22 protein-coding genes are annotated in these 24384 nt (G+C 71.9%); 8 read left to right on the forward strand and 14 right to left on the reverse strand.

The features are described from left to right. Positions 1 to 29: 29 nt before the first annotated feature. Both treY and glgX read right to left on the reverse strand, forming a co-directional pair. Positions 30 to 2441: a malto-oligosyltrehalose synthase gene (treY, locus tag M6G08_RS18280; RefSeq protein WP_272588227.1), complete on the reverse strand. Its 2412-nt coding sequence runs from the start codon at positions 2439 to 2441 to the stop codon at positions 30 to 32. Positions 2442 to 2523: 82 nt separating this feature from the next. Continuing rightward, positions 2524 to 4632, reverse strand: a complete 2109-nt coding sequence (gene glgX, locus M6G08_RS18285; protein WP_272588228.1) for a glycogen debranching protein GlgX — start codon at positions 4630 to 4632, stop codon at positions 2524 to 2526. Between the two features lie 367 nt (positions 4633 to 4999). Between glgX and M6G08_RS18290 the strand changes: the two genes are divergently transcribed. Together M6G08_RS18290 and M6G08_RS18295 are read left to right on the forward strand one after the other, a co-directional pair. Then, complete coding sequence (locus tag M6G08_RS18290) at positions 5000 to 6250, forward strand: DUF5919 domain-containing protein (protein ID WP_272588229.1); 1251 nt, start codon at positions 5000 to 5002, stop codon at positions 6248 to 6250. Between the two features lie 115 nt (positions 6251 to 6365). Then, positions 6366 to 7088 (forward strand): 3'-5' exonuclease, encoded by a 723-nt coding sequence (locus M6G08_RS18295; RefSeq protein WP_272588230.1) that lies wholly within the window; start codon positions 6366 to 6368, stop codon positions 7086 to 7088. A gap of 330 nt (positions 7089 to 7418) precedes the next feature. Here M6G08_RS18295 and M6G08_RS18300 read toward each other — a convergent pair whose 3' ends face one another. Then, complete coding sequence (locus M6G08_RS18300; RefSeq protein WP_272588231.1) at positions 7419 to 8282, reverse strand: phosphotransferase enzyme family protein; 864 nt, start codon at positions 8280 to 8282, stop codon at positions 7419 to 7421. A 153-nt stretch (positions 8283 to 8435) separates the two neighbouring features. On the opposite strand from M6G08_RS18300, the gene M6G08_RS18305 reads away from it, so the two are divergent. The 6 genes from M6G08_RS18305 (at position 8436) to M6G08_RS18330 (ending at position 14758) form a co-directional block, all read left to right on the forward strand. After that, on the forward strand, positions 8436 to 9395 hold the full coding sequence (locus M6G08_RS18305) for a carbohydrate ABC transporter permease (protein ID WP_272588232.1): 960 nt from the start codon (positions 8436 to 8438) through the stop codon (positions 9393 to 9395). After that, on the forward strand, positions 9392 to 10225 hold the full coding sequence (locus M6G08_RS18310) for a carbohydrate ABC transporter permease (RefSeq protein ID WP_272588233.1): 834 nt from the start codon (positions 9392 to 9394) through the stop codon (positions 10223 to 10225). Before M6G08_RS18305 ends, M6G08_RS18310 begins: the two co-directional genes overlap by 4 nt. Next, entirely contained in the window at positions 10225 to 11514 is a 1290-nt protein-coding gene (locus M6G08_RS18315; RefSeq protein ID WP_272588234.1) for an ABC transporter substrate-binding protein, read from the forward strand. The genes M6G08_RS18310 and M6G08_RS18315 overlap by 1 nt, the downstream gene beginning before the upstream one ends. Positions 11515 to 11803: 289 nt before the next feature. Continuing rightward, positions 11804 to 12583: a 23S rRNA (adenine(2058)-N(6))-methyltransferase Erm(O) gene (gene erm(O) / locus M6G08_RS18320; RefSeq protein ID WP_272588235.1), complete on the forward strand. Its 780-nt coding sequence runs from the start codon at positions 11804 to 11806 to the stop codon at positions 12581 to 12583. Continuing rightward, on the forward strand, positions 12580 to 13833 hold the full coding sequence (locus tag M6G08_RS18325; protein WP_272588236.1) for a glycosyltransferase: 1254 nt from the start codon (positions 12580 to 12582) through the stop codon (positions 13831 to 13833). Before erm(O) ends, M6G08_RS18325 begins: the two co-directional genes overlap by 4 nt. Positions 13834 to 14209: 376 nt before the next feature. Continuing rightward, on the forward strand, positions 14210 to 14758 hold the full coding sequence (locus tag M6G08_RS18330; protein ID WP_272588237.1) for a DUF1697 domain-containing protein: 549 nt from the start codon (positions 14210 to 14212) through the stop codon (positions 14756 to 14758). Positions 14759 to 14773: 15 nt separating this feature from the next. Here the strand turns inward: M6G08_RS18330 and M6G08_RS18335 are convergent, their stop codons facing one another. From M6G08_RS18335 to M6G08_RS36005, 11 genes are all read right to left on the reverse strand, one after another. Beyond that, the gene (locus M6G08_RS18335) at positions 14774 to 15511 is read right to left on the reverse strand and encodes a sirohydrochlorin chelatase (protein ID WP_272588238.1); all 738 of its coding nucleotides are present in this window, start codon (positions 15509 to 15511) and stop codon (positions 14774 to 14776) included. A gap of 8 nt (positions 15512 to 15519) precedes the next feature. Continuing rightward, the gene (locus M6G08_RS18340; protein ID WP_272588239.1) at positions 15520 to 16416 is read right to left on the reverse strand and encodes an ABC transporter permease; all 897 of its coding nucleotides are present in this window, start codon (positions 16414 to 16416) and stop codon (positions 15520 to 15522) included. Continuing rightward, positions 16403 to 17197 carry an ABC transporter ATP-binding protein gene (locus M6G08_RS18345; protein WP_272588240.1) on the reverse strand — a complete coding sequence of 265 codons (795 nt, stop codon included), beginning with the start codon at positions 17195 to 17197 and terminating at the stop codon, positions 16403 to 16405. Before M6G08_RS18345 ends, M6G08_RS18340 begins: the two co-directional genes overlap by 14 nt. 36 nt (positions 17198 to 17233) lie before the next feature. Further along, the gene (locus M6G08_RS18350) at positions 17234 to 18337 is read right to left on the reverse strand and encodes an aliphatic sulfonate ABC transporter substrate-binding protein (RefSeq protein ID WP_272588241.1); all 1104 of its coding nucleotides are present in this window, start codon (positions 18335 to 18337) and stop codon (positions 17234 to 17236) included. A 254-nt stretch (positions 18338 to 18591) separates the two neighbouring features. Further along, the gene (gene cysN / locus M6G08_RS18355; RefSeq protein WP_272588242.1) at positions 18592 to 19947 is read right to left on the reverse strand and encodes a sulfate adenylyltransferase subunit CysN; all 1356 of its coding nucleotides are present in this window, start codon (positions 19945 to 19947) and stop codon (positions 18592 to 18594) included. A gap of 2 nt (positions 19948 to 19949) precedes the next feature. Continuing rightward, on the reverse strand, positions 19950 to 20888 hold the full coding sequence (cysD, locus tag M6G08_RS18360; protein ID WP_272588243.1) for a sulfate adenylyltransferase subunit CysD: 939 nt from the start codon (positions 20886 to 20888) through the stop codon (positions 19950 to 19952). Beyond that, positions 20885 to 21421, reverse strand: a complete 537-nt coding sequence (gene cysC / locus M6G08_RS18365) for an adenylyl-sulfate kinase (RefSeq protein ID WP_043378475.1) — start codon at positions 21419 to 21421, stop codon at positions 20885 to 20887. The genes cysD and cysC overlap by 4 nt, the downstream gene beginning before the upstream one ends. Positions 21422 to 21494: 73 nt before the next feature. Then, positions 21495 to 22205, reverse strand: coding sequence for a phosphoadenylyl-sulfate reductase (locus M6G08_RS18370; protein ID WP_272588244.1), 711 nt, complete (start codon positions 22203 to 22205; stop codon positions 21495 to 21497). Beyond that, a complete protein-coding gene (locus M6G08_RS18375; RefSeq protein ID WP_073731948.1) occupies positions 22202 to 22381 on the reverse strand; it encodes a hypothetical protein in 180 nt (59 codons plus the stop codon). The genes M6G08_RS18370 and M6G08_RS18375 overlap by 4 nt, the downstream gene beginning before the upstream one ends. Next, positions 22378 to 24075: a sulfite reductase SirA gene (sirA, locus tag M6G08_RS18380; RefSeq protein WP_272588245.1), complete on the reverse strand. Its 1698-nt coding sequence runs from the start codon at positions 24073 to 24075 to the stop codon at positions 22378 to 22380. Before sirA ends, M6G08_RS18375 begins: the two co-directional genes overlap by 4 nt. Before the next feature lie 128 nt (positions 24076 to 24203). After that, on the reverse strand, positions 24204 to 24287 hold the full coding sequence (locus M6G08_RS36005; RefSeq protein ID WP_351391960.1) for a putative leader peptide: 84 nt from the start codon (positions 24285 to 24287) through the stop codon (positions 24204 to 24206). Positions 24288 to 24384: the final 97 nt, after the last annotated feature.

A 24384-nucleotide genomic window follows, 5' to 3' on the forward strand; every position in this document is an offset into this window, starting at 1 on the left:
TCAGGGGAGCCGTGCCGGTGGCCCACCGCTCAGCCCCCGGCCCCGTCCTCCGTCCCCACCCGCTCCAGCAGGGCCACCGGCACCGCCGCGAAGAGCTCCGCCACGCGCGCGTGCCCGGTGAACTCCCGTCCGGGTGCCAGCGCGTCGGCCCACCGGCCCGGCGGCAGCGGGAGGACCGTGTCGCGCCAGCCGCCCGCCTCCGCCAGCCGCAGCGACAACCGGGTCACGGCCGTCAGGACGGCACCGGAGCGGACGAAGGCCACGCAGTGCGCCGCCGAGGGCCCCTCGGCGGTCAGCGCCTCGTACGTCGCCGCGTCCCCGAAGGCGTCGGGCCGCCGCGCCCGGAGCGCCAGCGCCGCCCGGGTCACCGCGGCCTTCCCGGCGGGCGGTCCCGCCTCGACGGGCCCGGCGGACGGGAAGTCCACGGCCCGCCGGTTGTCCGGGTCGACCAGGGCCAGGTACTCCCGCTCGGTCCCCTGGTAGAGGTCCGGCACCCCCGGCATCGTCAGGTGGGTCAGGGCCGTGCCGAGGACGTTGGCGCGGATGTGCGGTTCCAGGTCGGCGCGCAGGGCCGTCACCCGCTCGCCCGGCGCTCCGCACGGGCCCGCCGCCACGAACCGGGCCACCGCTTCCTCGTACGGCGGCTCCTGCTCAGTCCAGCTGGTGTACATCCCCGCCTCGCGGACATGCTTCAGCAGCGCCTCCCGCACCCGCTCGCCGTCCGCCGGCCCCAGTCCGAACACCGTCTGCCAGGCCGCCCACGCCAGCTGCGCGTCCGGCACGCCGTCGCCCGTGCGGGTGACCTCGGTGAGGACGTCCGCCCACCGCCCCGGGCACTGGGTCAGCACCGCGAGCGCGGCCCGCACGTCGGCGCTGCGCTTCGTGTCGTGGGTCGACACGACCGTGCCCGTCGCGGGCCAGTCGCGCTGCACGCGCGCGCAGTAGGAGTGGAACTCCTCCGGAGACAGGGCGGGACGGCCCGGGTCCCCGCCCACCTCGGTCGCCGACAGCAGCGGTACGTACCGGTAGAACGCCGTGTCCTCCACCGACTTCGCCCGCAGCGCCGACGCCGTCTGCGCGAACCGGGACCGGAACTCCTGGTGCTCGGGACCGTCCCCGTACCGCCCGAGCACCAGGCCCCGTACGACGTCCACCGCCCCGGCCTCCTCGGGCACCGCGAAGGCGAGCCGCGCCTCGGCCGCCGCCTCCTCCGTAACGACGGACGCCGCGTCCACCGCCGTGTACGGCCGGTACACCTCCAGCCGCACCAGCAGCTCCCGCAGCGCCGTCCGCAGCGCCCACGGCGCCCGGTCGCGCAGCGCGGGCTCCGGCGAGGCGACGCACAGCCGGTGCGCCACCCGGGTCAGCCGGTCCATCTCGGTGGCCAGCTCGTGCGTGAGCACCTTGTACGCCGCCCGCCGCACCGTCGCCGCCCAGTCCCCGCCCCGGTCCGTCTGCGGGGCCGCGAAGCCTCGGTACTGCCCGAGGAGCTCCCCGTGCCCGGCAGGGTCCGTGAAGAGCCCGTCCACGTGCCGCAGGGCGTCGTACCCGGTGGTGCCCGCGACGGGCCAGGCGGCGGGCAGGCGCTCTCCGTCCGCCAGGATCTTCTCCACGACCGTCCACCGGCCGCCGCTCGCCTCGTGCAGCCGCGCGAGGTACGTGCCGGGGTCGGCGAGGCCGTCGGGGTGGTCGACCCGCAACCCGTCGACCACGCCCTCGCGCAGCAGCCGCAGCACCGTGGCGTGCGTGGCCTCGAACACCTCCGGGTCCTCCACGCGGACGCCGATCAGCTCCGAGATGCTGAAGAACCGCCGGTAGTTCAGCTCGGTGCGGGCCAGCCGCCACCACACCGGGCGGTACCACTGCGCGTCCAGGAGCTGCGGCAGCGGCAGGTCCGCGGTGCCCTCCCGCAGCGGGAAGGCGTGCTCGTGGTAGCGCAGGACGTCCCCGTCGACCCGCAGGTCCTTCAGCACCTCGCCGACCGGCGCCCCCAGCACCGGCACCAGCAGCTGTCCGCCCTGCGCCTCCCAGTCGATGTCGAACCACCGCGCGTACGGCGACTTCGGGCCCTCGCGCAGCACCTCCCACAGGGCGCGGTTGTGCCGGGGCGACATCGCCATGTGGTTCGGCACGATGTCCACCACGAGGCCGAGACCGTGCTCCCGCGCGGTGCGCGCCAGCGCCCGCAGCCCCTCCTCGCCGCCCAGCTCCTCGCGCACGCGCGCGTGGTCCACGACGTCGTAGCCGTGGAGCGAGCCCGGCACCGCTTCCAGGACGGGTGACAGGTGCAGGTGCGAGACCCCGAGGGAGGCGAGGTACGGCACGGCCGCCGCCGCGGCCGCGAAGGGGAACGCGGGCTGCAGCTGCAGCCGGTAGGTGGCGGTCGGGGCGGGGGCGGGGGAACGGGAGGACAGCACCGGGTCGGGTCGCTCAGGCGTCATGGAAACCTACGTACCCGCCCCGCCGCCTTTCGTGTCACCGGCCCCCTGCACGGGCGCCTGCCGGTACCCGCGCGTACTCCGTCTAGACGGGCCGCCGCAGCACCGTCATGCTCCGGTCCACCAGGGTGAGCCGGTCGCCTGCCTGCACCTTCACTCCCGTGTCCGGGGGCACCCCGTCCGTCCGCGAGGTGTCGACGACCACCTCCCACTGCCGGCCGTGGTCGACCGGCACGACGAAGTCCAGCGCCTTCGGCGAGGCGTTGAACATCAGCAGGAACGAGTCGTCGGTGATGCGCTCCCCGCGCGCGCCGGGCTCGGAGATCGCGTTGCCGTTCAGGAACACGGTGAGCGCCGACGCCCGCGCGGAGTGCCAGTCCCGCTGGGTCATCTCACCCCCCTCGGGTGTGAACCAGGCGATGTCCGACAGCTCGTCGTGGGTGCCCTCCACCGGCCGCCCGTGGAAGAAGCGCCGCCTGCGGAAGACCGGGTGGTCCTTGCGCAGCCACACCATCGCGCGGGTGAACCGCAGCAGGTCGGGCTCCTCCTCGGGCCACTTGACCCACGCCAGCTCGTTGTCCTGGCAGTAGGCGTTGTTGTTGCCCTTCTGGGTGCGGGCGAACTCGTCGCCGTGGCTGATCATCGGCACGCCCTGGGAGAGCAGCAGCGTGGCGATGAAGTTCCGCATCTGCCGGGCCCGCAGCTCCAGCACCGCCGGATCGTCGGTCTCGCCCTCAGCCCCGCAGTTCCACGACCGGTTGTGGTTCTCGCCGTCGCGGTTGTCCTCCCCGTTGGCGTGGTTGCGCTTCTCGTTGTACGACACCATGTCGTGCAGCGTGAAGCCGTCGTGGCAGGTCACGAAGTTGATCGAGGCCAGCGGCCGGCGTCCGTCGTCCTGGTACAGGTCGGAGGAGCCGGTCAGCCGGGACGCGAACTCGGCGAGCGTGCGCGGCTCGCCCCGCCACAGGTCGCGCACCGTGTCCCGGTACTTGCCGTTCCACTCGGTCCACAGCGGTGGGAAGTTGCCCACCTGGTAGCCGCCCTCGCCCACGTCCCAGGGCTCGGCGATCAGCTTCACCTGCGAGACCACGGGGTCCTGCTGCACCAGGTCGAAGAACGACGACAGCCGGTCCACCTCGTGGAACTGCCGGGCCAGGGTCGCCGCCAGGTCGAAGCGGAAGCCGTCGACGTGCATCTCGGTGACCCAGTAGCGCAGCGAGTCCATGATCATCTGGAGTACGTGCGGGGACCGCATCAGCAGCGAGTTCCCGGTCCCCGTGGTGTCCATGTAGTAGCGCGGGTCGTCGGCCAGCCGGTAGTACGAGGGGTTGTCGAGGCCCTTGAAGGACAGCGTGGGGCCCAGGTGGTTGCCCTCGGCGGTGTGGTTGTAGACCACGTCGAGGATCACCTCGATCCCGGCCTCGTGCAGCGCCTTCACCGCCGACTTGAACTCCAGCACCTGCTGCCCCCGGTCGCCCCAGGAGGCGTACGCGTTGTGCGGGGCGAAGAAGCCGATCGTGTTGTAGCCCCAGTAGTTGTTCAGGCCCATGTCGACCAGGCGGTGGTCGTTGACGAACTGGTGCACGGGCATCAGCTCCAGCGCGGTCACCCCCAGCTCGGTCAGGTGCTCGATCAACGCCGGATGCGCCAGGGCCGCGTAGGTGCCGCGCAGCTCCTCGGGGAGGCCGGGGTGCCGCATCGTCAGGCCCTTGACGTGGGCCTCGTAGAGCACCGTGTGGTGGTACTCCGTCCGGGGCCGCCGGTCGTCGCCCCAGTCGAAGTAGGGGTTGACCACGACCGAGCTCATCGTGTGCGGAGCGGAGTCCAGGTCGTTGCGCCGTTCGGGTTCGCCGAAGTGGTAGCCGTACACCTCCTCGCCCCACTGGACCGCACCGCTGATCGCACGCGCGTACGGATCGAGGAGCAGCTTGGCGCTGTTGCAGCGCAGCCCGCGCTCCGGGGCGTACGGGCCGTGCACGCGGTAGCCGTACCGCTGCCCCGGCATCACGCCCGGCAGGTACGCGTGCCGTACGAACGCGTCGCTCTCCCGCAGCTCGACCGCGGTCTCCGAACCGTCGTCGTGCAGCAGACACAGCTCTACTCGGTCGGCGGCCTCCGTGAAGACCGCGAAGTTCGTGCCGGCGCCGTCGTACGTGGCACCGAGTGGATATGCCTCTCCAGGCCAGACCTGCATGGACACGACTCTTTCAGGTGTGGGGCGCCGGTGCGGACGCCTTGGCTCCGAGTCCTCCGGAAGTCTCCCCGAAAGTGAGGCGACCACCTAGCACGTACGTCCTCCTACCCACCCCCTCGGCGTTCCGCGCGGCGCGCCCCCGGTTGCGGGCGCGAGGCATCCTTCCCCGTACCCGGCCACGTCACCGCTATGAATCCGCTCACTCGACGGTGTCCGGACGGGCGGAACGCGCTTGGGGATCAGGGACGTTGGGAAAACCGGCCCGTCCATCGGGCTGCACCGCGCACCCCTCGCGGAGTACCCTTCCTTGATCGTTGGGACGGGGTCTGACCCGGAGTGCTCCGAGGGAGCGGAAGGCGGTGCGCGGGTGGGCTCGGGAGGGCTGGAGCTACCCCCTGGTGACGACGCAGGTCGGCAGGGGAACTCCACGGACGTCCCGCCCGGTGCGGTGTCCCTGGCGCGGCCGATGAACGCGGGCGCGATCGGCCCCGAACTGGACTGGGACGCCGAGGCTTGGCACGAGGTGCGCACGCGGGCGCAGCGCGCCGGCCGGGCGTACATCTGGCTCAACCTCGTCGAGCAGCGGCTGCGCGCGGTCGTGGCCGCTGTCCTGCGTCCGGTCTACGAGCCCGTCCACGGCGACGACTGGGTGGTCGCCGCCGCCGGACCCGCCGGACAGGAGTGGGTGCAGCGCGCCGTCGCCGTCCGCGAGGTCAGCCGCCGCAAGGGATACCTCCTCGACCCGGCCGACGACAACGTCCTCAGCTTCCTCACCCTGCCCCAGCTGCGCGAGCTGATGGTCCAGCACTGGCCGTGCTTCGAGCCGTACGTCGACGAGCGCCGCGACGTGGAACTCGCCCTGGACGAGCTGGAGGTCACCCGCAACGTCGTCTCGCGCAACCGGGCGCTGTCCGAGGCGGTGCTGAGCCAGGCCGAGCGGGCCTCGGCGCGGCTGCTGGAGGTGCTGGGCGCGGGCAGCGACGTGCCCTCCACGCGGCGGCTGCCGGTGGACGCGGTGGAGGACCTGGTCGGCGACCGTTACGCCGACGTGGTCGCCGTGCACTCGGACCGGGTGCGGCTGCTGCGCCAGTTCCCGGCCGAGGACCTGTTCGGCAGCGCGCGGCGCGTGGACGCCCTCGGTATCGGTCTCAACCTGCTCGTGCAGAACTTCTCCGGCCGTCGCCTGCTGCGGCTGGCCGAGTCCGGCGGCCGGGTGCGGCTGCTCTTCCTCAACCCGGCCTCCAGCGCCATCAAGCGCCGCGAGCGCGAACTCGGCATCAAGCGGGGCGAGCTGAGCCGGGCCGTGGAGATGAACATCCTGCACATGCGCCGGGTGCGCGCCCGGTTGCGCGACCCCGGCGCGTTCGAGATCCAGGTCTTCGACGAGACACCCCGCTTCACCGCCTACCTCGTCGACGGCGACGGTGCGGACGGCATCGCGGTCGTGCAGTCCTACCTGCGCCGCACCCGGGGCATGGAGGCGCCGGTGCTCGTGCTGCGCAACGGGCGTAACGGCGGGAAAGTCGTCAAGTCCGACCAGGTGGACGAAGGTGGACTTTTCCCCACCTACCGTGAGGAGTTCGAGCTGATGTGGGCGGACTCGCGGCCGGTCTCCTGACGGCTGGGGCGGAGCTTGGCGGCGGCACAAGCGGTGGGCGGTCCTCCGATTGTCAGTGGCCCGTGCGAGGGTGGAGGCCACTGGGGGAAAGCACCACCAAGAAGGGGGACCGCCCATGGGCTGGCACCGGGAGCTGCTGATCGGCTTCGACCTGGAGACGACGGGCACCGACCCGCACGAGGCGCGCATCGTCACGGGGGCCGTGATCGAGGTCAGGGGCGGGGAGCCGCTGGGCCGCCGGGAGTGGCTGGCCGACCCAGGTGTGGAGATCCCGGCGGACGCGGTGGCGGTCCACGGCATCAGCAATGAGCGGGCCGCCGCCGAGGGACGCCCCGCCGACCAGGTGGCCGACGCCATGGCCGGTGTGCTCGCGGCCTACTGGAAGACGGGCGTCCCGGTCGTCGCCTACAACGCGGCCTTCGACCTGACCCTCCTCTCCGCCGAACTGCGGCGGTACGGCCTGCCGTCCCTGAGCGACCGCCTGGGCGGCCTGGACCCGGCCCCGGTCATAGACCCGTACACCATCGACCGTTCCGTCGACCGCTACCGCCGCGGCAAGCGGAACCTCGAAGCGGTCTGCAAGGAGTACGGCGTCCCGCTCGACGCCGCCCACGACGCCACCGCCGACGCCCTCGCCGCCGCCCGGCTGGCCTGCGCGATAGCCGGCCGCCATCCCAAGGTGGCGTCCCTCGGCCCGGCGGACCTGCACCACCGCCAGATCGAGTGGTACGCCGAGTGGGCGGCGGACTTCCAGAGCTTCCTGCGCCGCAAGGGCGACGCCACGGCCGTGGTGGACGGCAGATGGCCCCTGCGCGAGCCGGCCGGCGAACGGGTCTGACACCGGTCAGGGAGGCAGAGTCCCGCACCCGGGCCGCGCCCGGGGGCAGCGGAACAGGTCCGCCTCGGTAGCGGCTGGGCGTCTAGGTCCCGCATCTCGGACTCACCCGGGGCAGCGGGCCCGGTCCGGTGCTGCGGGCCGGTCTCGGGCCGTGGGGTTTGAAGCCCGCATCTGGGTCTCGCCCGGGGGCAGCGGAACAGGTCCGCCTCGGTAGCGGCTTTCGGCGCTATGGGGCGGAGCGGCCTTCGGCGCGGCGGGCCCGGTCCGGTGCCGCGGACCAGCCTGGGGCCAGCACCCGGTCGCCCCGGACCGGCCCCGACCCCGCCGGAGTCAGAACGGATACCACCGCACCGTCGGGTCACCGTCCCGCAGCGACGCCACGCGGCGTTCGAATTCCGCCAGCGCCTTCGGGTTGCTCGGCGCGTGCTGTGCCACCCACGCGCAGCTGGCCGTCTCGCGGGCGCCGCGCAGAACAGCGCAGCCGTCCCACTCGCGCACGTCCCAGCCGTACGTCGCGGTGAAGGCGTCGTAGGCCTCGGCGGGCAGCCCGTAGCGGTCCCGGCTGAGGGCGAGCACCACCAGGTCGTGCTCGCGCAGGTCGGTGGAGAAGGTCTCCAGGTCGACCAGGACGGGGCCGTCGGGACCGACGTGCACGTTGCGGGGCAGCGCGTCGCCGTGGATCGGGCCCGGCGTCAGGTGCGGGACGAGCGCGGCGGCGGCCGACGCGAAACCGTCCCGCCGCTCGCGCAGATACGCGGCGTCCGCCGGGTCGATCACGTCGCCCGCGAGCCGCAGCCAGCGTTCCACACCGCCCAGCAGTTCGCGGGGCGGCAGCCCGAAGGAGGGGGAGGGCAGTTCGTGCACCAGCCTGAGCAGCACGGCCACGTCCCGCGGCTCGGCGGGCCGCACCGGGTCGGGCAGCCGCCGCCACACGGTCACCGGGTGCCCGTCGACGACCAGCGCCGTCGGGTCGGCAGCCCGTACCGCCGGCACACCGGCCTCTTCCAGCCATACCGCGACGGCCAGTTCCCGGCGCGCCCGGGCGAGGAGCTCCGCGTCCCGGCCCACCTTGACCGCCAGGTCACCGGCGGCGAACACCGCGTTCTCGCCCAGGGCGAGCAGCCGCGCCTCCCGCGCCGCGCCGGGCAGCACCCCCGCCTCGGCCAGCACCTCCCGCGCCCGTGCCTCGTCCATCGTCGCCTGCCTCCGTGTCCGCCGGGTTCCCGCCATCCGTCCGCCAGTGTCGCATTCGCACAGGTCGGAGCGTGTGCGCGGGCCCTTGACGGGGCACGGCGCCTTCACGACCATGACCAGGCCCGTCCCGAGCCGCGCAAAGGGGCTGATTACGTGACATTGGTGACCGAGCGGGGGAGACCGGCGCGCCGCGCGCCCGGCGGGGACCGGCCGCGGCGCGGCCCGGACCACGGTGCCTGGTTCCTGGTGCTGCCCGCGCTGATCCCCATCCTGGTGCTCAGCGTCGGACCGCTGCTCTACGGCATCCTGCTCGCGTTCACCGACGCCCAGTCCGGCCGGACCGAGCCCACGCAGTGGGTCGGCACCCTGAACTTCCAGGACCTGCTGCACGACACCCTGTTCTGGGAGTCGTTCCGCATCGGGCTGCTGTGGGCCGCCGGCGTCACGGTCCCGCAGTTCCTGCTCGCGCTCGGCCTCGCCCTGCTGCTCAACCAGAACCTGCGCATGCGATGGCTGGCCCGTGCCCTGGCGATCATTCCCTGGGCGATGCCCGAGGTCGTCGTCGGCATCATGTGGCGGCTGGTCTACAACCCGGACGCGGGCATCCTCAACGAGACGCTGCGCGACCTCGGCCTCGGCGACGGCCGGGACTGGCTCAGCGGCCTCGCCACCGCCCTGCCCGCCGTCATCGTCGTCGGCGTCTGGGCCGGCATGCCCCAGACGACGGTCGCCCTGCTCGCCGGCCTCCAGAACACCCCGCGCGAGCTGCACGAGGCCGCCGCCGTCGACGGCGCCGGGGCCTGGCGCCGTTTCCGCACCGTCACCTGGCCCGCCCTCAGACCGGTCGCCCTCGCCATCACCGCGCTCAACCTCATCTGGAACTTCAACTCCTTCGCCCTGGTCTACGTGCTGACCAACGGCGGCCCCGGCGGCCGGACCCGGCTGCCCATGCTCTTCGCCTACGAGGAGGCCTTCCGCTACGGCCAGTTCGGCTACGCGGCGGCGATGGGCTGCGTCATGGTGGCCGTGATCTCGATCGTCCTCGCCGTCTTCCTCGCCGGCCGGCTCAAGGGCGGACTCAAGGGCGTACTCAAGGGAGGTGACGAGGCGTGAGGACCTCGACCCCGGCCCGCGTCGGCCAGTACGCCGCGCTCCTCGCGTACCTGGTCTTCCTGGCCTTCCCCTTCCTCTGGCTGATCTCCACCGCCTTCAAACCGCCCCAGGAGCTGGGCAGCCTCCACCCCACCTGGATCCCGCAGAATCCCACCCTCGACAACTTCCGGCAGGCCTTCGACGAACAGCCGCTGCTGCGCGCCGCCCTCAACTCCCTGCTCGCCGCGCTCGGCGCCGCCGTCATCGCCGTACTGATCGCGACCCCGATGGCCTACGTCATGGCCCGCCACCGCGGCCGGCTCGCGCGGGCGGCCACCGGGTGGGTCGTGGTCAGCCAGGCCTTCCCCTTCGTGCTGCTGATCATCCCGCTCTTCCTCGTCCTGAAGAACCTCCGGCTGATCAACAGCGTCCCCGGGCTGGTGATGGTGTACGTCGTGTGGTCGCTGCCGTTCGCGCTGTGGATGCTCGCCGGGTACGTCCGAGCGGTGCCGGCCGAGCTGGAGGAGGCGGCCGCCGTGGACGGCGCCGGGCGGCTGCGCACCCTGGTCTCCGTCACCGCGCCGCTGCTCGCGCCGGGGATCGTGGCGACGGCCCTGTTCGCCTTCATCACCGCGTGGAACGAGTTCTTCTTCGCCCTCGTGCTGCTCAAGACACCGGAGAAACAGACCCTGCCCGTGATCCTCACCCACTTCATCGGCGCCGAGGGCGTCGCGGACCTCGGCCCGCTCGCGGCGGCCGCGTTCCTCGCCACCCTGCCCTCCCTCGTCGTCTTCGCCCTCATCCAGCGGCGGATCACGGGCGGCATGCTCGCCGGGGCGGTGAAGAGCTGATGACCGCGCGCACGAAAATCGCGATCCTGCTGGCCTCCCTCACCCTGCTGCTCGCGGGCTGCTCGGGCGGCGGCGACGGAGCGGACGACGGCCGGATCACCCTGCGCTTCCAGTCCCTGGCCTGGCAGGAGGAGTCCGTCGAGGCCAACAAGGAACTGGTGCGGGAGTGGAACGCCACCCACCCCGACGTACGCGTCGAACACGTCCAGGGCAGCTGGGACAGCGTCCACGACCAGCTCCTCACCTCCTTCGAGGGCGGCGAGGCGCCCGACATCATCCACGACGCCTCCGACGACCTCGCCGATTTCGCCTACGGCGGCTACCTCGCCGACCTGACCGGCCTGCTGTCCGAGCGGCTGAAGTCCGGCATCCCGGAGCGCAGCTGGGAGACGGTCACCTTCGGCGACGGCGTCTACGGCGTGCCGTTCCTCCAGGAACCGCGCGTACTGATCGCCAACGCGGACCTGCTGAAGGAGTCCGGCGTCCGGGTCCCGACGCCCGAGGACCCCTGGACCTGGGAGGAGTTCGGCCGGGTGGCGAAGCGGCTGAGCGGCGACGGGCGGTACGGGGTGGCCTGGCCGCTGAAGGAGCCCGTGTCCGCCACGCTCAACCTGTCCCTGTCCACCGGCGGGCAGCTGTTCCACCGGAGCGCGGACGGCAAGGTCACCGTCCGTTTCGAGGAGGGCGACCAGGTCGTCCCGCGCACCATCCACGACCAGGTCAACACCGACCGCAGCGCCTCTCCCACCACCCTCGGCAGCGGCGGCTCCGACACCCTGCCGGGCTTCTTCGCGGGGAAGTACGCGATGGTTCCGCTCGGCTTCTCCTACCGCCAGCAGATCGAACAGCAGGCGCCCGACGGCTTCGACTGGCAGGTGCTGCCCGCCCCGGCGGGAGCCGACGGCCTCACCCAGGGCGTCAGCCCCCAGACCCTGTCCATCGCCGAGGACAGCCCGCACAAGAAGGAGGCCGCCGCCTTCGTCGACTTCCTCCTCCAGCCGGACAACATGGTGCGCCTGGCCCTCGGCGACTGGATGCTGCCCACCGGCACCGAGGCCCTGAACGACCCCGCCCTGCACACCCCCGAGCACGGCTGGGCGACCGGCACCGCCCTCGCCGGCCATCTGAGCCCGGCGCCCGCGCAGTCCGTCCGCGGCTACCCCGAGTGGAAGGACAAGGTGGCCACCCCCGCGCTCCAGGAGTACTACAGCGGAGCGATCGGCATGGCGGAGCTGCGCGAGAGACTGGAGGAGGACGGCAACCTCGTACTCGCCCGCTACCAGCGCTGACGGCCGCCCCCGCGCGAAAACCCGTTGCCCGCCGGGCGCGCGCCCGTCTAACGTCGCCTCCGTGGCAGCTTTCAACGCGATCATCAACTCCGGTCTCGGCCGGGGCTGCACACACTCCGTCAGGATGCGTCGTGGCCCCGGAGCCCTGACCGGCCCGGGGTCTCCCCGCCGCTGACGCGCCCGACGCGCGCGGTGGGCCGTACCTCCGCATCTTCTTCTGCCCTTCGTCTTCCGGTCAGGGCCTTCGGCTGCCCTTTCCCGCTTTCACGGAAGACAAGGACCGCAGGCCATGGCCCGCCCGACCCAGCGTGCCCGCACGCTTTCGCAGAACTTCCTGGCCGACCGCGCGGCGGCCGAGCGTGTCGCCAGGCTCGTTTCTCCCGACAGCCGTCACCCGTCCCTCGTCCTCGAGGTGGGCGCGGGCAAGGGCGCGCTCACCGTGCCGCTCGCCCGCCGCAGCCGGGAGCTGTACGCCTACGAGATCGACGCCCGGCTCGTCCCCGGGCTCCGCGCCCGCTTCTCGGACTCCCCCCATGTCCACGTCGTCGCCGGTGACTTCCTCGCCGCGCGACCCCCACGCACGCCGTTCTCCGTCGCCGGGAACGTGCCGTTCTCCCGTACGGCGGACATCGTCGACTGGTGCCTCACCGCACCCGGCCTCACCGACGCCACACTGATCACTCAGCTGGAGTACGCCCGCAAACGCACCGGCGACCACGGCCGCTGGACTCTGCTGACGGTCCGCACCTGGCCCCGGCACGAATGGCGGCTGGCCGGGAGGGTGAGCCGGTACGGCTTCCGCCCCGCGCCCCGCGTCGATGCCGGAATCCTCCGCATCGAACGCCGCCCCACCCCGCTGCTCGCCGGCGCCGCTCACCGGAGCTGGCGGGACCTCGTCGAACTGGGCTTCTCCGGAGTCGGCGGATCGCTGCACGCCTCCTTGCGCCGGGCCCACCCCCGGCGCCGGGTGGACGCGGCGTTCCGGGCCGCACACCTGGGACCGGGCGCGCTCGTGGGCGAGGTGTCACCCCAGCGCTGGCTGAGGCTGCACACGGAGCTGACGGGATGAACGAAAATAGGTTGTACGAGACGTCTCGTCTCGCGTACGCTGTTCGCATGACCAGTCCCGCTCACATCGCCATGTTCTCCATCGCCGCGCACGGCCACGTGAACCCCAGCCTGGAGGTGATCCGCGAGCTCGTCGCGCGAGGACACCGGGTGACGTACGCGATCCCGCCCGCCTTCGCGGACAAGGTCGCCGAGGCGGGCGCCGAACCGAAGCTGTGGAACAGCACGCTGCCCGGCCCCGACGCCGACCCGGAGGCGTGGGGGACCACGCTGCTGGACAACGTCGAGCCGTTCCTGAACGACGCGATCCACGCGCTCCCGCAGCTCATCGAGGCGTACGAGGGCGACGAGCCGGACCTGATCCTGCACGACATCGCCTCCTACCCGGCCCGCGTCCTCGGCCACCGCTGGGACGTGCCCGTGGTCTCCCTCTCGCCGTGCATGGTGGCCTGGGAGGGGTACGAGAAGGAGGTCGGCGAGCCGATGTGGGAGGAGCCGCTGAAGACCGAACGCGGCCAGGCCTACTACGCCCGCTTCCACGCCTGGCTGGAGGAGAACGGGATCACCATGCACCCGGACCCGTTCGTCGGTCGCCCGGCCCGCTCCCTGGTGCTGATCCCGAAAGCGCTCCAGCCCAACGCCGACCGGGTCGACGAGAAGGCGTACACGTTCGTCGGCGCCTGCCAGGGCGACCGCACCGCCGAAGGGGAGTGGCGGCGTCCCGAGGGTGCCGGGAAGGTCGTCCTCGTCTCCCTCGGCTCGGCGTTCACCAAGCAGCCCGCCTTCTACCGGGAGTGCGTCGAGGCCTTCGCCGGACTGCCCGGCTGGCATGTCGTGCTCCAGATCGGCAGGCACGTCGACCCCGCCGAGCTGGGCGACGTACCGGAGAACGTGGAAGTGCGGTCGTGGGTCCCGCAGTTGGCGGTCCTCCAGCAGGCCGACCTGTTCGTCACCCACGCGGGCGCCGGCGGCAGTCAGGAGGGTCTGGCCACCGCCACGCCGATGATCGCCGTGCCGCAGGCCGCGGACCAGTTCGTCAACGCGGACATGCTCCAGGGACTCGGCGTCGCCCGGCACCTCCCCACCGAGGAGGCCACCGCCGAGGCGCTGCGCACCGCCGCCCTCGACCTGGTCGACGACCCGGAGGTGGCGGGGCGCCTGAAGGAGATCCGGGCGCGGATGGCGCAGGAGGGCGGCACCCGGCGGGCCGCCGACCTGATCGAGGCCGAACTGGCGGCGGCGAGAGCCTGACCGCACGGCAGGAGAGAACACGCCGAGGGCCCGTCGGTTCCGCCGGACCGACGGGCCCTCGGCGTCCTTCCCCCTCCTGAGCGGTGACGGCCCCCGCCGCCACCTTCCGCTTCGAAGGCAGGGGCCGGACAGAGCGATCTCGTCGTGCTCACCGGTGACCTTGGGCGGCGCCGGCTCGTCCCTCCGTACCGCCGTCCTCACCGCTGAGGAGGACACGGGCCCCTTACAGCAACGTTGTTGAATAAGTCACAGGCGCGCTTAGTGGTTGAACCACGGACACCTCATCGGCGAAAGTGGCGCGCACGTCCGCCCGGCGCGCGGACCCGGCCGTCGCGCCCGCCCCCACGGGGCGCGACGGCCGTTCTATGGTGTGCGCATGACGACGATGTACGCGGCGCTGTTGCGCGGGATCAACGTGGGCGGCGCGAAGAAGCTCCCGATGGCCGAGTTGCGCGCACTTCTGGAGGAGCTCGGCCATGACGCCGTACGCACCCATCTCCAGAGCGGACAGGCGGTGTTCGCGTCCGGGCACGGGGACGAGGAGTCGCTGGCCGCCGAGTTGACGCGGGCGATCGAGAAGCGCTTCGGCTTCCCCGTGGACGTCCTCGTCCGCGACCACGCCTACCTCAGGGCGGTCGTCGAGGCCTGCCCCTTCCCGGCCGCCGACCTGGAGCCCAAGCAGCTCCACGTCACCTACTTCTCCGCGCCGGTCGACGAGGAACGCTTCTCGCCGGTCGACCGTCCCGCCTTCGAGCCGGAGGATTTCCGCCTCGGCGACCGCGCCCTGTACCTGTACGCGCCCAGCGGCCTCGGCCGCTCCAAACTCGCCGAGGCCCTGGCCAAACCGCGGGTCACCAAGGGCCTGATCACCACCACCCGCAACTGGAACACCGTCACCAAGCTCGTGGAGCTGACCGCCGCCTGAGCACCGCCGGTGGCCTCAGGCCCCCACCGCCGCCAGCACCGGCACCCGCGCCGCCTCGTACCTCTCCAGCAGCACCCGCGCCACCTCCGGCGAGGGACCGAGGACGTCGGCCAGTACGTCCGCCCCGGCCGCGCCCCGCGCGATGCGGTCCGGCAGGAAGCCCGGGGCCAGGACGTACGGGGCGACGGCCACGCGGGCGCAGCCCAGCTCGCGCAGCTCCCGCACCGCGTCCTCGGTGCGGGGAAGGGATGCGGAGGCGAACGCAGGCCGCACGGCGCACCAACCGGTGTGCCGCCACTCCCGCGCGATTTCAGCGATCACTGCGATCGCCTCCGGGTCGGAGGACCCCGCCGAGGCCAGCACGACCCCGGTCGAGGACTTGTCGGCGGGCGACAGGCCCGCCTCGTACAGGCGCCGTTCCAGCGCCGACAGGAGCAGGGGGGAGGGACCGAGCACCTCCGCCTGGCGGATGCGCAGCCGCGGTGGCGCGTCCGCCAGGACCGCCGGGATGTCCGCCTTCGCGTGGAAGGCGCGGGTCAGGAGGAGGGGCAGGGCCACGACGTCCCGCACACCCTCCGTCGCCAGGGACTCCAGCACGCCCTGCACCGAGGGCACGTTGAAGTCCAGGAAGCCCGTCTCCACCCGTACGTCCGGGCGCAGCGACCTGACCCGGCGCACCAGGGCGTGCACGGTCCGGGCGTGCCGCGGGTCACGGCTGCCGTGGGCGATGACGAGGATGACCGGAGCGGACATGGCGTCTCTCAGCTCCTCACCAGCAGGCCGCGGCTGCGCAGTACCCACCGCTCCAGCGGACTGAAGATCAGCAGGTCGATGGCGATGCCGACGACGAGGATGAGGAGGATGGCCTCGAAGACCATGGCCATGTCGCTGGCGTTGCGGCCGTTCTCCAGGAGCTGGCCGAGGCCGATGCCCAGATCCGGGAAGGACGCGATGATCTCGGCCGCCATCAGCGAGCGCCAGGAGAACGCCCAGCCCTGCTTGAGGCCGGCGACGTAGCCGGGCAGCGCGGCCGGCAGCACGATGTGCCAGGTCCCCTTCAGTCCCGTGGCGCCCAGCGTGCGGCCGGCCCGCAGGAAGATCGGGGAGACCTGGTCCACGCCCGACACCAGGCCGTTGGCGATGGAGGGGACCGCGCCGAGCAGGATGACGGCGTACATCATCGAGTTGTTCAGACCGAGCCAGATCACGGCGGGCGGCACCCAGGCGACGGAGGGCAGCGACTGGAGGCCGGACAGGATCGGGCCGATCGCCGCACGCACGAACTTCACCCGCGCCACCAGCAGCCCGAGCGGCGTGCCGATCAGCAGCGCCAGCAGGAAGCCGGACAGTCCGCGCGAGACGCTGGTCCAGATGTAGCCGAGCAGCTCGCCCTGGAGCCAGGCCTGGTGGAGCACGTGCCACACGTCCGACGGGGCGGGCAGCTTGGTCGGGTCGTCGACGATCTCGAAGGAGACCAGGCCCTGCCAGACCGCCAGGACCAGGAGCACGGCGACGGTCGGGGGCAGGATCTTCTCCACGAGGGTCCGCCGGAAGGGCGTGCGGCTGTGCTGCACCGTCTCCAGTGCGTCCAGGCCCGCTTCCAGACCGGCGAGATCGCCGCCCTCCTTCGCGGGGGGCGTCGTGTCAGTGCTGGCCATGGCGGCGGATCTCCCCACGCAGTTCTTCGGTGATCTGGACGGACAGCTCCGCGACCTCGGCATCCTCGATGCGGCGCGGCTGCGGGATGCCGACCGTCCACTCGCGGGCGATGCGCCCCGGGCGCGAGGACAGCAGCACCACGCGCTCGGCGAGCCGGACGGCCTCGCGGACGTTGTGGGTGACGAAGAGGACGGACAGCTGTGTCTCGCGCCAGATGCGGGTCAGTTCGTCGTGCAGGACGTCGCGGGTGATGGCGTCGAGCGCGGCGAAGGGCTCGTCCATCAGCAGGAGCTTGCTCTCCTGGGCGAGTGCCCGGGCCATCGCGACCCGCTGGCGCATGCCGCCGGACAGCTCGTGCACCCGCTTGCCGTGCGCGCCCCCCAGCCGTACGAGTTCGAGGAGTTCCTCGGCCTTGTCGCGGCGCTCGGACTTGGGCACGCCGCGCAGCTTGAGGGCGAGTTCGATGTTCTTGCCGGCCGTCAGCCAAGGGAACAGGGCGTGTTCCTGGAACATCAGGGCGGGTCGGCCGTCCGTGGTGATCGCGCCGGCGCTGGGCCTGTCCAGGCCCGCCACCAGGTTCAGCAGCGTGGACTTGCCGCAGCCGGAGGCCCCCAGGAGGGTGACGAACTCGCCGGGCGCGACATCGAGGGAGATGTCGTCCAGCACGAGCTGCTGCCCCGCGGGGCCGGCGAACGACTTGGAGACGTGCTCGATCCGGGCGGCGTGCGTGGCCGCCGCGGTGCCCTCGTCGGCCTTGGCGAGGGTCGTGGTCGTGGCCATGGTCGTCACCTCCTGGGGACGGGTCGGGTTCCGGGCTTACTGGACGCCGAGTCCGGCGTCGTCGACCGCGGGCTCGCCCTTGGCCTTGAGGATCTTGTTGAGCAGCCTGAGGTCGTAGATGCCCTTGAGGTCGGGCTGGTCCAGCAGGCCCGCCTCGACGGCGTGGTCGGCCTGGGCGCCGAGGGTGGCGGCGAGCGGGTCGTCGGTGAGCCGGATCGACTCCCACGCCGGGTCCAGGACACCGGCGGGCAGGGCCTTGCCGGTGTCCTTCTCCAGCCGCGTGTTCGCGGCGGCCTTGGCCTCGTCGGGGTTGGCCTCGATCCACTCGTTGGTGGCGACCGACGCCCTCAGCACGGCCTCGACGACCTTCGGGTGCTCCTTGAGGAACTCCTGCCGCACGATGATGTTCGTGATCACGAACTTCTCGTCCGGCCACAGCGTCGACTCGTCCAGCAGCACCTTGCCGCCCTGGGCGACCATCCGGGAGGCGGTCGGCTCCGGCACCCACGCGCCGTCGACGGAACCGGACTGGAAGGCGTCCGGGGTCACCTTGTTGTCGCTGCGGACGACCGTCACATCACCCTTGCCGCTGAGCGCGTCGACCTCCCAGCCCTGCTCGGCCACCCAGTTGAGGAACGCGACGTCCTGCGTGTTGCCGAGCTGAGGGGTGGCGATGCGCTTGCCCTTGACGTCCTCCAGCGACTTGATCTTGTCCGGGTTCACCACCAGCTTCACGCCGCCGGAGGCCGAACCGCCGATGATCCGCAGGTTCTTGCCCTCCGACTTGGCGTAACCGTTGATCGCCGGCGATGGGCCGATCCAGCCGATGTCGATGGAGCCCGAGTTCAGCGCCTCGATCTCGGACGGGCCCGCGCTGAAGACCGCGTACTTGGCCTCGGTGGCGCCCAGCTCCTTCTGGAAGAAGCCCTTCTGGTTGCCGACCAGCGGCGTGGCGTGCGTGATGTTGCCGAAGTACCCGATCCGGACCGAGTCGAGGCCGTCGATCTGCTCGGCCCCGGCGGCGATCTCCACGCCCCCGTCGTCCTTGGCCTGGGAGCCGTACCCGCAGCCGGCGAGGACCAGCAGCGGCAGTGCGGCGAGGACCGCCAGGGTGCGGCGCAGGGGCTTGGTGGCAGGCACGGGAGGTGTTCCTCTCGTTGGCCCGGCGCTCACGCCTGTCGGTTGGTCCGAGGTGTCAGGTCGTGGCCGGGAGATCGGCGGGTTCGCTTCTACGGCGGCGGGGGGCGAGGGCGCGCGAGCGGTGCGCGTACGTCACCTGCCGCATCGCCCGACGCCGCCCTGCCCACTCCCGAGGGCGCCGCTGCCGACGCGGCCGCCCTCCTTCGCGAACGTGGAGTAGAAGTCGGTGGGGTGGAGACTCCGGGAGCCCATGGCTAGAAGTCCCACCCGTTGTCGTCCGCCTCGTCCTTGACCGGCTCCGGCGCGGCGAAGGACTCGCCGGCCATGCCCGCGGTGAGGGTGGTGCCGTCGTTCGGGTCGATCAGGATGAACGAACCGGTGCGCCGGGAGTCGGCGTAGGAGTCGGCGGGCAGCGGCTCCGCCGTGCGGATCTTCACCCGGCCGATGTCGTTGGCGACGAGCTGCCCGGGGTGCGGGTGCAGGGACAGGTCGTCCAGCGTGAGCCGGGCCGGGATGTCCTTGACGATCGCCTTGACCGTGCGGGTGCCGTGCTTGAGCAGCACCCGGTGGCCCACGGTGAGCGGCGCGTCGGCGACGTGGCAGACCGTGGCCTCCACGTCCTGGGAGGTCTCCGGCGCGTCCTTGCTGGGCACGATCAGGTCGCCGCGCGAGACGTCGATGTCGTCCTCGAGCAGCAGCGTCACCGACTGCGGCGTCCAGGCCGCCTCGACGGGCTCGCCCAGCAGGTCGATGCCGGACACCTTCGAGGTGCGGCCCGACGGCAGGACGGTCACCTCGTCGCCGACGCGGAAGGTGCCGGCGGCGATCTGGCCCGCGTAGCCGCGGTAGTCGGGGTGCTCGGCGGTGCGCGGGCGGATCACGTACTGCACGGGCAGCCGGGCGTGGCAGTGCGCCAGGTCGTGGCTGACCGGCACCGTCTCCAGGTGCTCCAGCACTGTCGGGCCGCCGTACCAGTCCATGACCGCCGACGCCTCCACCACGTTGTCGCCCGCGAGCGCCGAGATCGGGATCGCGGTGACCTCGGGGACGCCCAGTTCGGTCGCGTACGCCGTGAACTCCTCGGCGATGGCGGCGAAGACGGACTCCTGGTAGTCGACCAGGTCCATCTTGTTGACGGCGAGGACGACGTGCGGGACGCGCAGCAGGGCGGCGATGGCGGCGTGCCGGCGGGTCTGCTCGACGACGCCGTTGCGGGCGTCGACCAGGATGACGGTCAGTTCGGCGGTGGAGGCGCCGGTGACCATGTTCCGGGTGTACTGCACGTGCCCGGGGGTGTCGGCGAGGATGAACCGGCGGCGCGGGGTGGCGAAGTAGCGGTAGGCCACGTCGATGGTGATGCCCTGCTCGCGCTCGGCCCGCAGGCCGTCGGTGAGCAGCGCGAGGTCCGGCGCGTCCTGGCCGCGGCTCGCGGAGGCGCGCTCGACGGCCTCCAGCTGGTCGGTGAGGACCGACTTGGAGTCGTGCAGGAGCCTGCCCACCAGGGTGGACTTGCCGTCGTCGACCGAGCCGGCGGTGGCGAAGCGGAGCAGGGTCGTCTCCGACAGCTGCCAGACCGACAGCGGCTCGACGGGTTCCGTGGTGCTGGTCATGTCTAGAAGTACCCCTCGCGCTTGCGGTCTTCCATCGCGGCCTCGGACATCTTGTCGTCGGCGCGGGTGGCGCCGCGTTCGGTGAGCCGGGTGACGGCGATCTCGGCGATGACCTTCTCGATGGTGTCGGCGTCGGAGTCGACGGCGCCGGTGCAGGACATGTCGCCGACGGTGCGGTAGCGGACCTGCCGCTTCTCGACCGTCTCGCCGTCCTTCGGGCCGCCCCAGTCACCGGCCGTCAGCCACATGCCGGAGCGGGCGAAGACCTCGCGCTCGTGGGCGTAGTAGATCTGCGGCAGCTCGATGCCCTCGCGGGCGATGTACTGCCACACGTCCAGCTCGGTCCAGTTCGAGAGCGGGAAGACGCGTACGTGCTCGCCGGGGGCGTGCCGGCCGTTGTACAGGTTCCACAGCTCGGGGCGCTGCCGGCGCGGGTCCCACTGCGAGAACTCGTCGCGCAGCGAGAACACCCGCTCCTTGGCGCGGGCCTTCTCCTCGTCCCGGCGCCCGCCGCCGAAGACCGCGTCGAACTTCTCGGCCTGGATCTTCTCGGTCAGCGGAAGCGTCTGGAGCGGGTTGCGGGTGCCGTCCGGACGCTCCTTGAGCAGCCCGCGGTCGATGTAGTCCTGCACGGAGGCCACGTGCAGGCGCAGCCCGTGCCGCTCCACCGCGCGGTCGCGGTAGTCCAGCACCTCGGGGAAGTTGTGCCCGGTGTCCACGTGCAGCAGCGAGAAGGGGACCGGCGCGGGTGCGAACGCCTTCAGCGCCAGGTGCAGCATGACGATGGAGTCCTTGCCGCCGGAGAAGAGGATCACCGGCCGCTCGAACTCGCCCGCCACCTCGCGGAAGATGTGCACGGCCTCCGATTCGAGGGCGTCGAGGTGGGAGAGGGCGTACGGGCCCGCCTTGCCCTCCTCCACCGCTGCGACGGTCGTCGTCATGCCAGTCCCCTTTCGGTGAGCAGGGCGTGGACCGCCGCGGCGGACTCCTGGACGGTCTGGTCCTGCGACTCGATGCGCAGGTCGGGCTTGACGGGCTCCTCGTACGGGTCGTCGACGCCGGTGAGCCCCGTCAGTTCACCCGCGGCCTGCTTGGCGTACAGGCCCTTCACGTCGCGCACCGAGCACACCTCGACCGGGGTGGCGACGTGCACCTCGACGTACGCCGTGCCGTTCGCCTCGTGGCGCTCGCGCACCGCGTCCCGGCTGTCCGCGTAAGGGGCGATCACCGGGACCAGCGCCGTGACGCCGTTGCGGGCGAGCAGTTCGGCGACGAAGCCGATGCGCTGCACGTTGGTGTGCCGGTCCTCGCGGCTGAAGCCGAGGCCGCGCGAGAGGAACTCGCGGATCTCGTCGCCGTCGAGGAGCTCGACGCGCCTGCCCTCCTCGCGCAGCCGCCCCGCCAGCTCGTGGGCGATGGTGGTCTTGCCGGCGCTGGGCAGGCCCGTGAGCCAGACGGTGGCTCCGGTCGTCACGTGGTTCTCCCTGGATCTCGAAGGTCCGGTGGTCGTCGGCACGGTGGCCGTCGGCCCGGTGGTCGTCGTCATGTCAGCCGTGCAGTCCGCACTCGGTCTTGGCGCGGCCCGCCCAGCGTCCGGCGCGGGCGTCCTCGCCCTCCAGCACACGACGGGTGCAGGGCGCGCAGCCCACGGAGGCATAGCCGTCCATCAGCAGCGGGTTGGTGAGAACGCCGTGCTCGGTGACGTACGTTTGCACATCTTCCTGTGACCACTTCGCGATGGGCGAGATCTTCACCTTGCCCCGCTTCTCGTCCCAGCCGACGACCGGCGTGTTCGCCCTGGTCTCGGACTCGTCGCGGCGCAGCCCGGTCGCCCAGGCCTGGTAGCCCTTCAAGCCCTCCTCCAGCGGCCTGACCTTGCGCAGCGCGCAGCACAGGTCCGGGTCGCGGTCGTGCAGCCTCGGGCCGTACTCGGCGTCCTGCTCGGCGACCGTCTGCCGCGGGGTGAGCGTGATGACGTTCACGTCCATCACGGCCTCGACCGCGTCCCGGGTGCCGATGGTCTCCTCGAAGTGGTAGCCGGTGTCGAGGAACACCACGTCCACGCCGGGCAGGGCGCGGGAGGCGAGGTGGGCGACGACCGCGTCCTCCATGGAGGAGGTCACGCAGAAGCGGCTGCCGAAGGTGTCCACCGCCCACTGGAGGATCTCCAGCGCGGAGGCGTCCTCCAGCTCGCGGCCCGCCCGCTCGGCGAGCGCCTTGAGATCCTCGGTCGTGCGTTCTTCCTGAACGGCCGTCATATCCGTTCCCCCTCGGTCGAGTCGGGCTGAAGACCCCGGGCCAGCAGCCCGAGGAACTTCAGCTGGAATGCGCGGTTGCACGCCGCGCATTCCCAGGCGCCGTGTCCCTGCTCGTGCGGACGCAGGTCCTCGTCGCCGCAGTACGGGCAGTGGAACGGCACGGCGCGCTCGCTCATGACAGGGCCTCCTCGGAGGCGCGGGCCGCCCAGGTGGCGAAGCGCTCGCCGTCCTCGCGTTCGGCCTGGTAGCGCGTGAGGACCCGCTCCACGTAGTCCGGCAGCTCCTCGGCCGTGACCTTCAGGCCGCGCACCTTGCGGCCGAAGCCCGGCTCCAGGCCGAGCGCGCCGCCCAGGTGCACCTGGTAGCCCTCGACCTGCTCGCCCCGCTCGTTGAGCACCAGCTGGCCCTTGAGACCGATGTCCGCGGTCTGGATGCGGGCGCAGGCGTTGGGGCAGCCGTTGAGGTTGATGGTGAGCGGCTCGTCGAACTCGGGGAGCCGGCGTTCCAGCTCGTCGATCAGCGAGGCGCCGCGCGCCTTGGTCTCGACGATGGCGAGCTTGCAGAACTCGATGCCGGTGCAGGCCATCGTGCCGCGCCGGAAGGTGGAGGGCCGGGCGGTGAGGTCCAGCGCCTCCAGGGACTCGACCAGCGAGTCGACCCGGTCCTGCTCGACGTCGAGGATGATCATCTTCTGCTCGACGGTGGTGCGGACCCGGCCCGAGCCGTGCGCCTCCGCGAGGTCGGCGACCTTCGTCAGGGTGGTGCCGTCGACGCGGCCGACGCGCGGGGCGAAGCCGACGTAGTAGCGGCCGTCCTTCTGCCGGTGCACCCCGATGTGGTCGCGCCAGCGGCTGGTCGGGTCGGCGGGCGCCGGGCCGTCGGTCAGCTTCCGCTTCAGGTACTCGTCCTCCAGCACCTGCCGGAACTTCTCCGCGCCCCAGTCGGCGACCAGGAACTTCAGGCGGGCGCGGTTGCGCAGCCGCCGGTAGCCGTAGTCGCGGAAGATCGAGATGACGCCCTCGTAGACGTCGGGCACCTCCTCGATCGGCACCCAGGCGCCCAGGCGCACGCCCAGCTTCGGGTTGGTGGACAGGCCGCCGCCGACCCACAGGTCGAAGCCCGGCCCGTGCTCGGGGTGCTGGACACCGACGAACGCCACGTCGTTGATCTCGTGCACCACGTCCAGCACCGGCGACCCGGAGATCGCGGTCTTGAACTTCCGCGGGAGGTTCGAGTACGCCGGGTTGTTGAGCACCCGGCGCTTCATCTCCTCCAGGGCCGGCGTGCCGTCGATGATCTCGTCCTCGGCGATGCCCGCGACCGGGGAGCCGATCATCACGCGGGGCGTGTCGCCGCAGGCGGTGACCGTGGACAGGCCGACGCCCTCCAGGCGGTCCCAGATCTCGGGCACGTCCTCGATGCGGATCCAGTGGTACTGGACGTTCTGCCGGTCGGTGATGTCGGCGGTGCCGCGCGCGAACTCCTGCGAGATCTCGCCGATGACGCGCAGCTGAGCGGTGGTCAGCGCGCCGCCGTCGATGCGGACCCGCAGCATGAAGTAGCTGTCGTCCAGCTCCTCCGGCTCCAGAACGGCCGTCTTCCCGCCGTCGATGCCCTGCTTGCGCTGGGTGTACAGACCCCACCAGCGCATGCGTCCGCGCAGGTCGCTGGGGTCGATCGAGTCGAAACCACGCTTGGAGTAGATCGTCTCAATACGTGTCCGCACGTTGAGACCGTCGTCGTCCTTCTTGACCTGCTCGTTCCCGTTGAGCGGGGTGAAGTGACCGGCCGCCCACTGACCCTCGCCGCGGTGACGGCTCACCTTGCGGCGGGGGGTCGCGGCAGCGGAATTCGGCGGCGTGGCGGCCATGGGGACACGTCCTTCGGGACAGGCGGGATTGCGGCGCTGACCTGCGCGTACGAGCGCACGGGTGGGGTGCGCGTCATTGCGCGGGAATGAGGCGAAGAAAGGAGATCCGGTAGTGCTGGAGGGTGCTCTCAGCGGACCGGACAGATGGCGCTGGACATGCGGCCGAGGTCGACGTGCCGCCGACTCACCAAGGCAATTCCAGTTCCAGGCATGACGGAAGACTGGCACGGCGATCTGGACACAGTCCAGCTTAATCCAAAATGCGGACACCCTTGTCCCGTGGAGTGAGACAAGGGTGCCGTGGGTCAC

It is taken from the genome of Streptomyces sp. M92 (genome assembly GCF_028473745.1).
Lineage (GTDB): Bacteria > Actinomycetota > Actinomycetes > Streptomycetales > Streptomycetaceae > Streptomyces.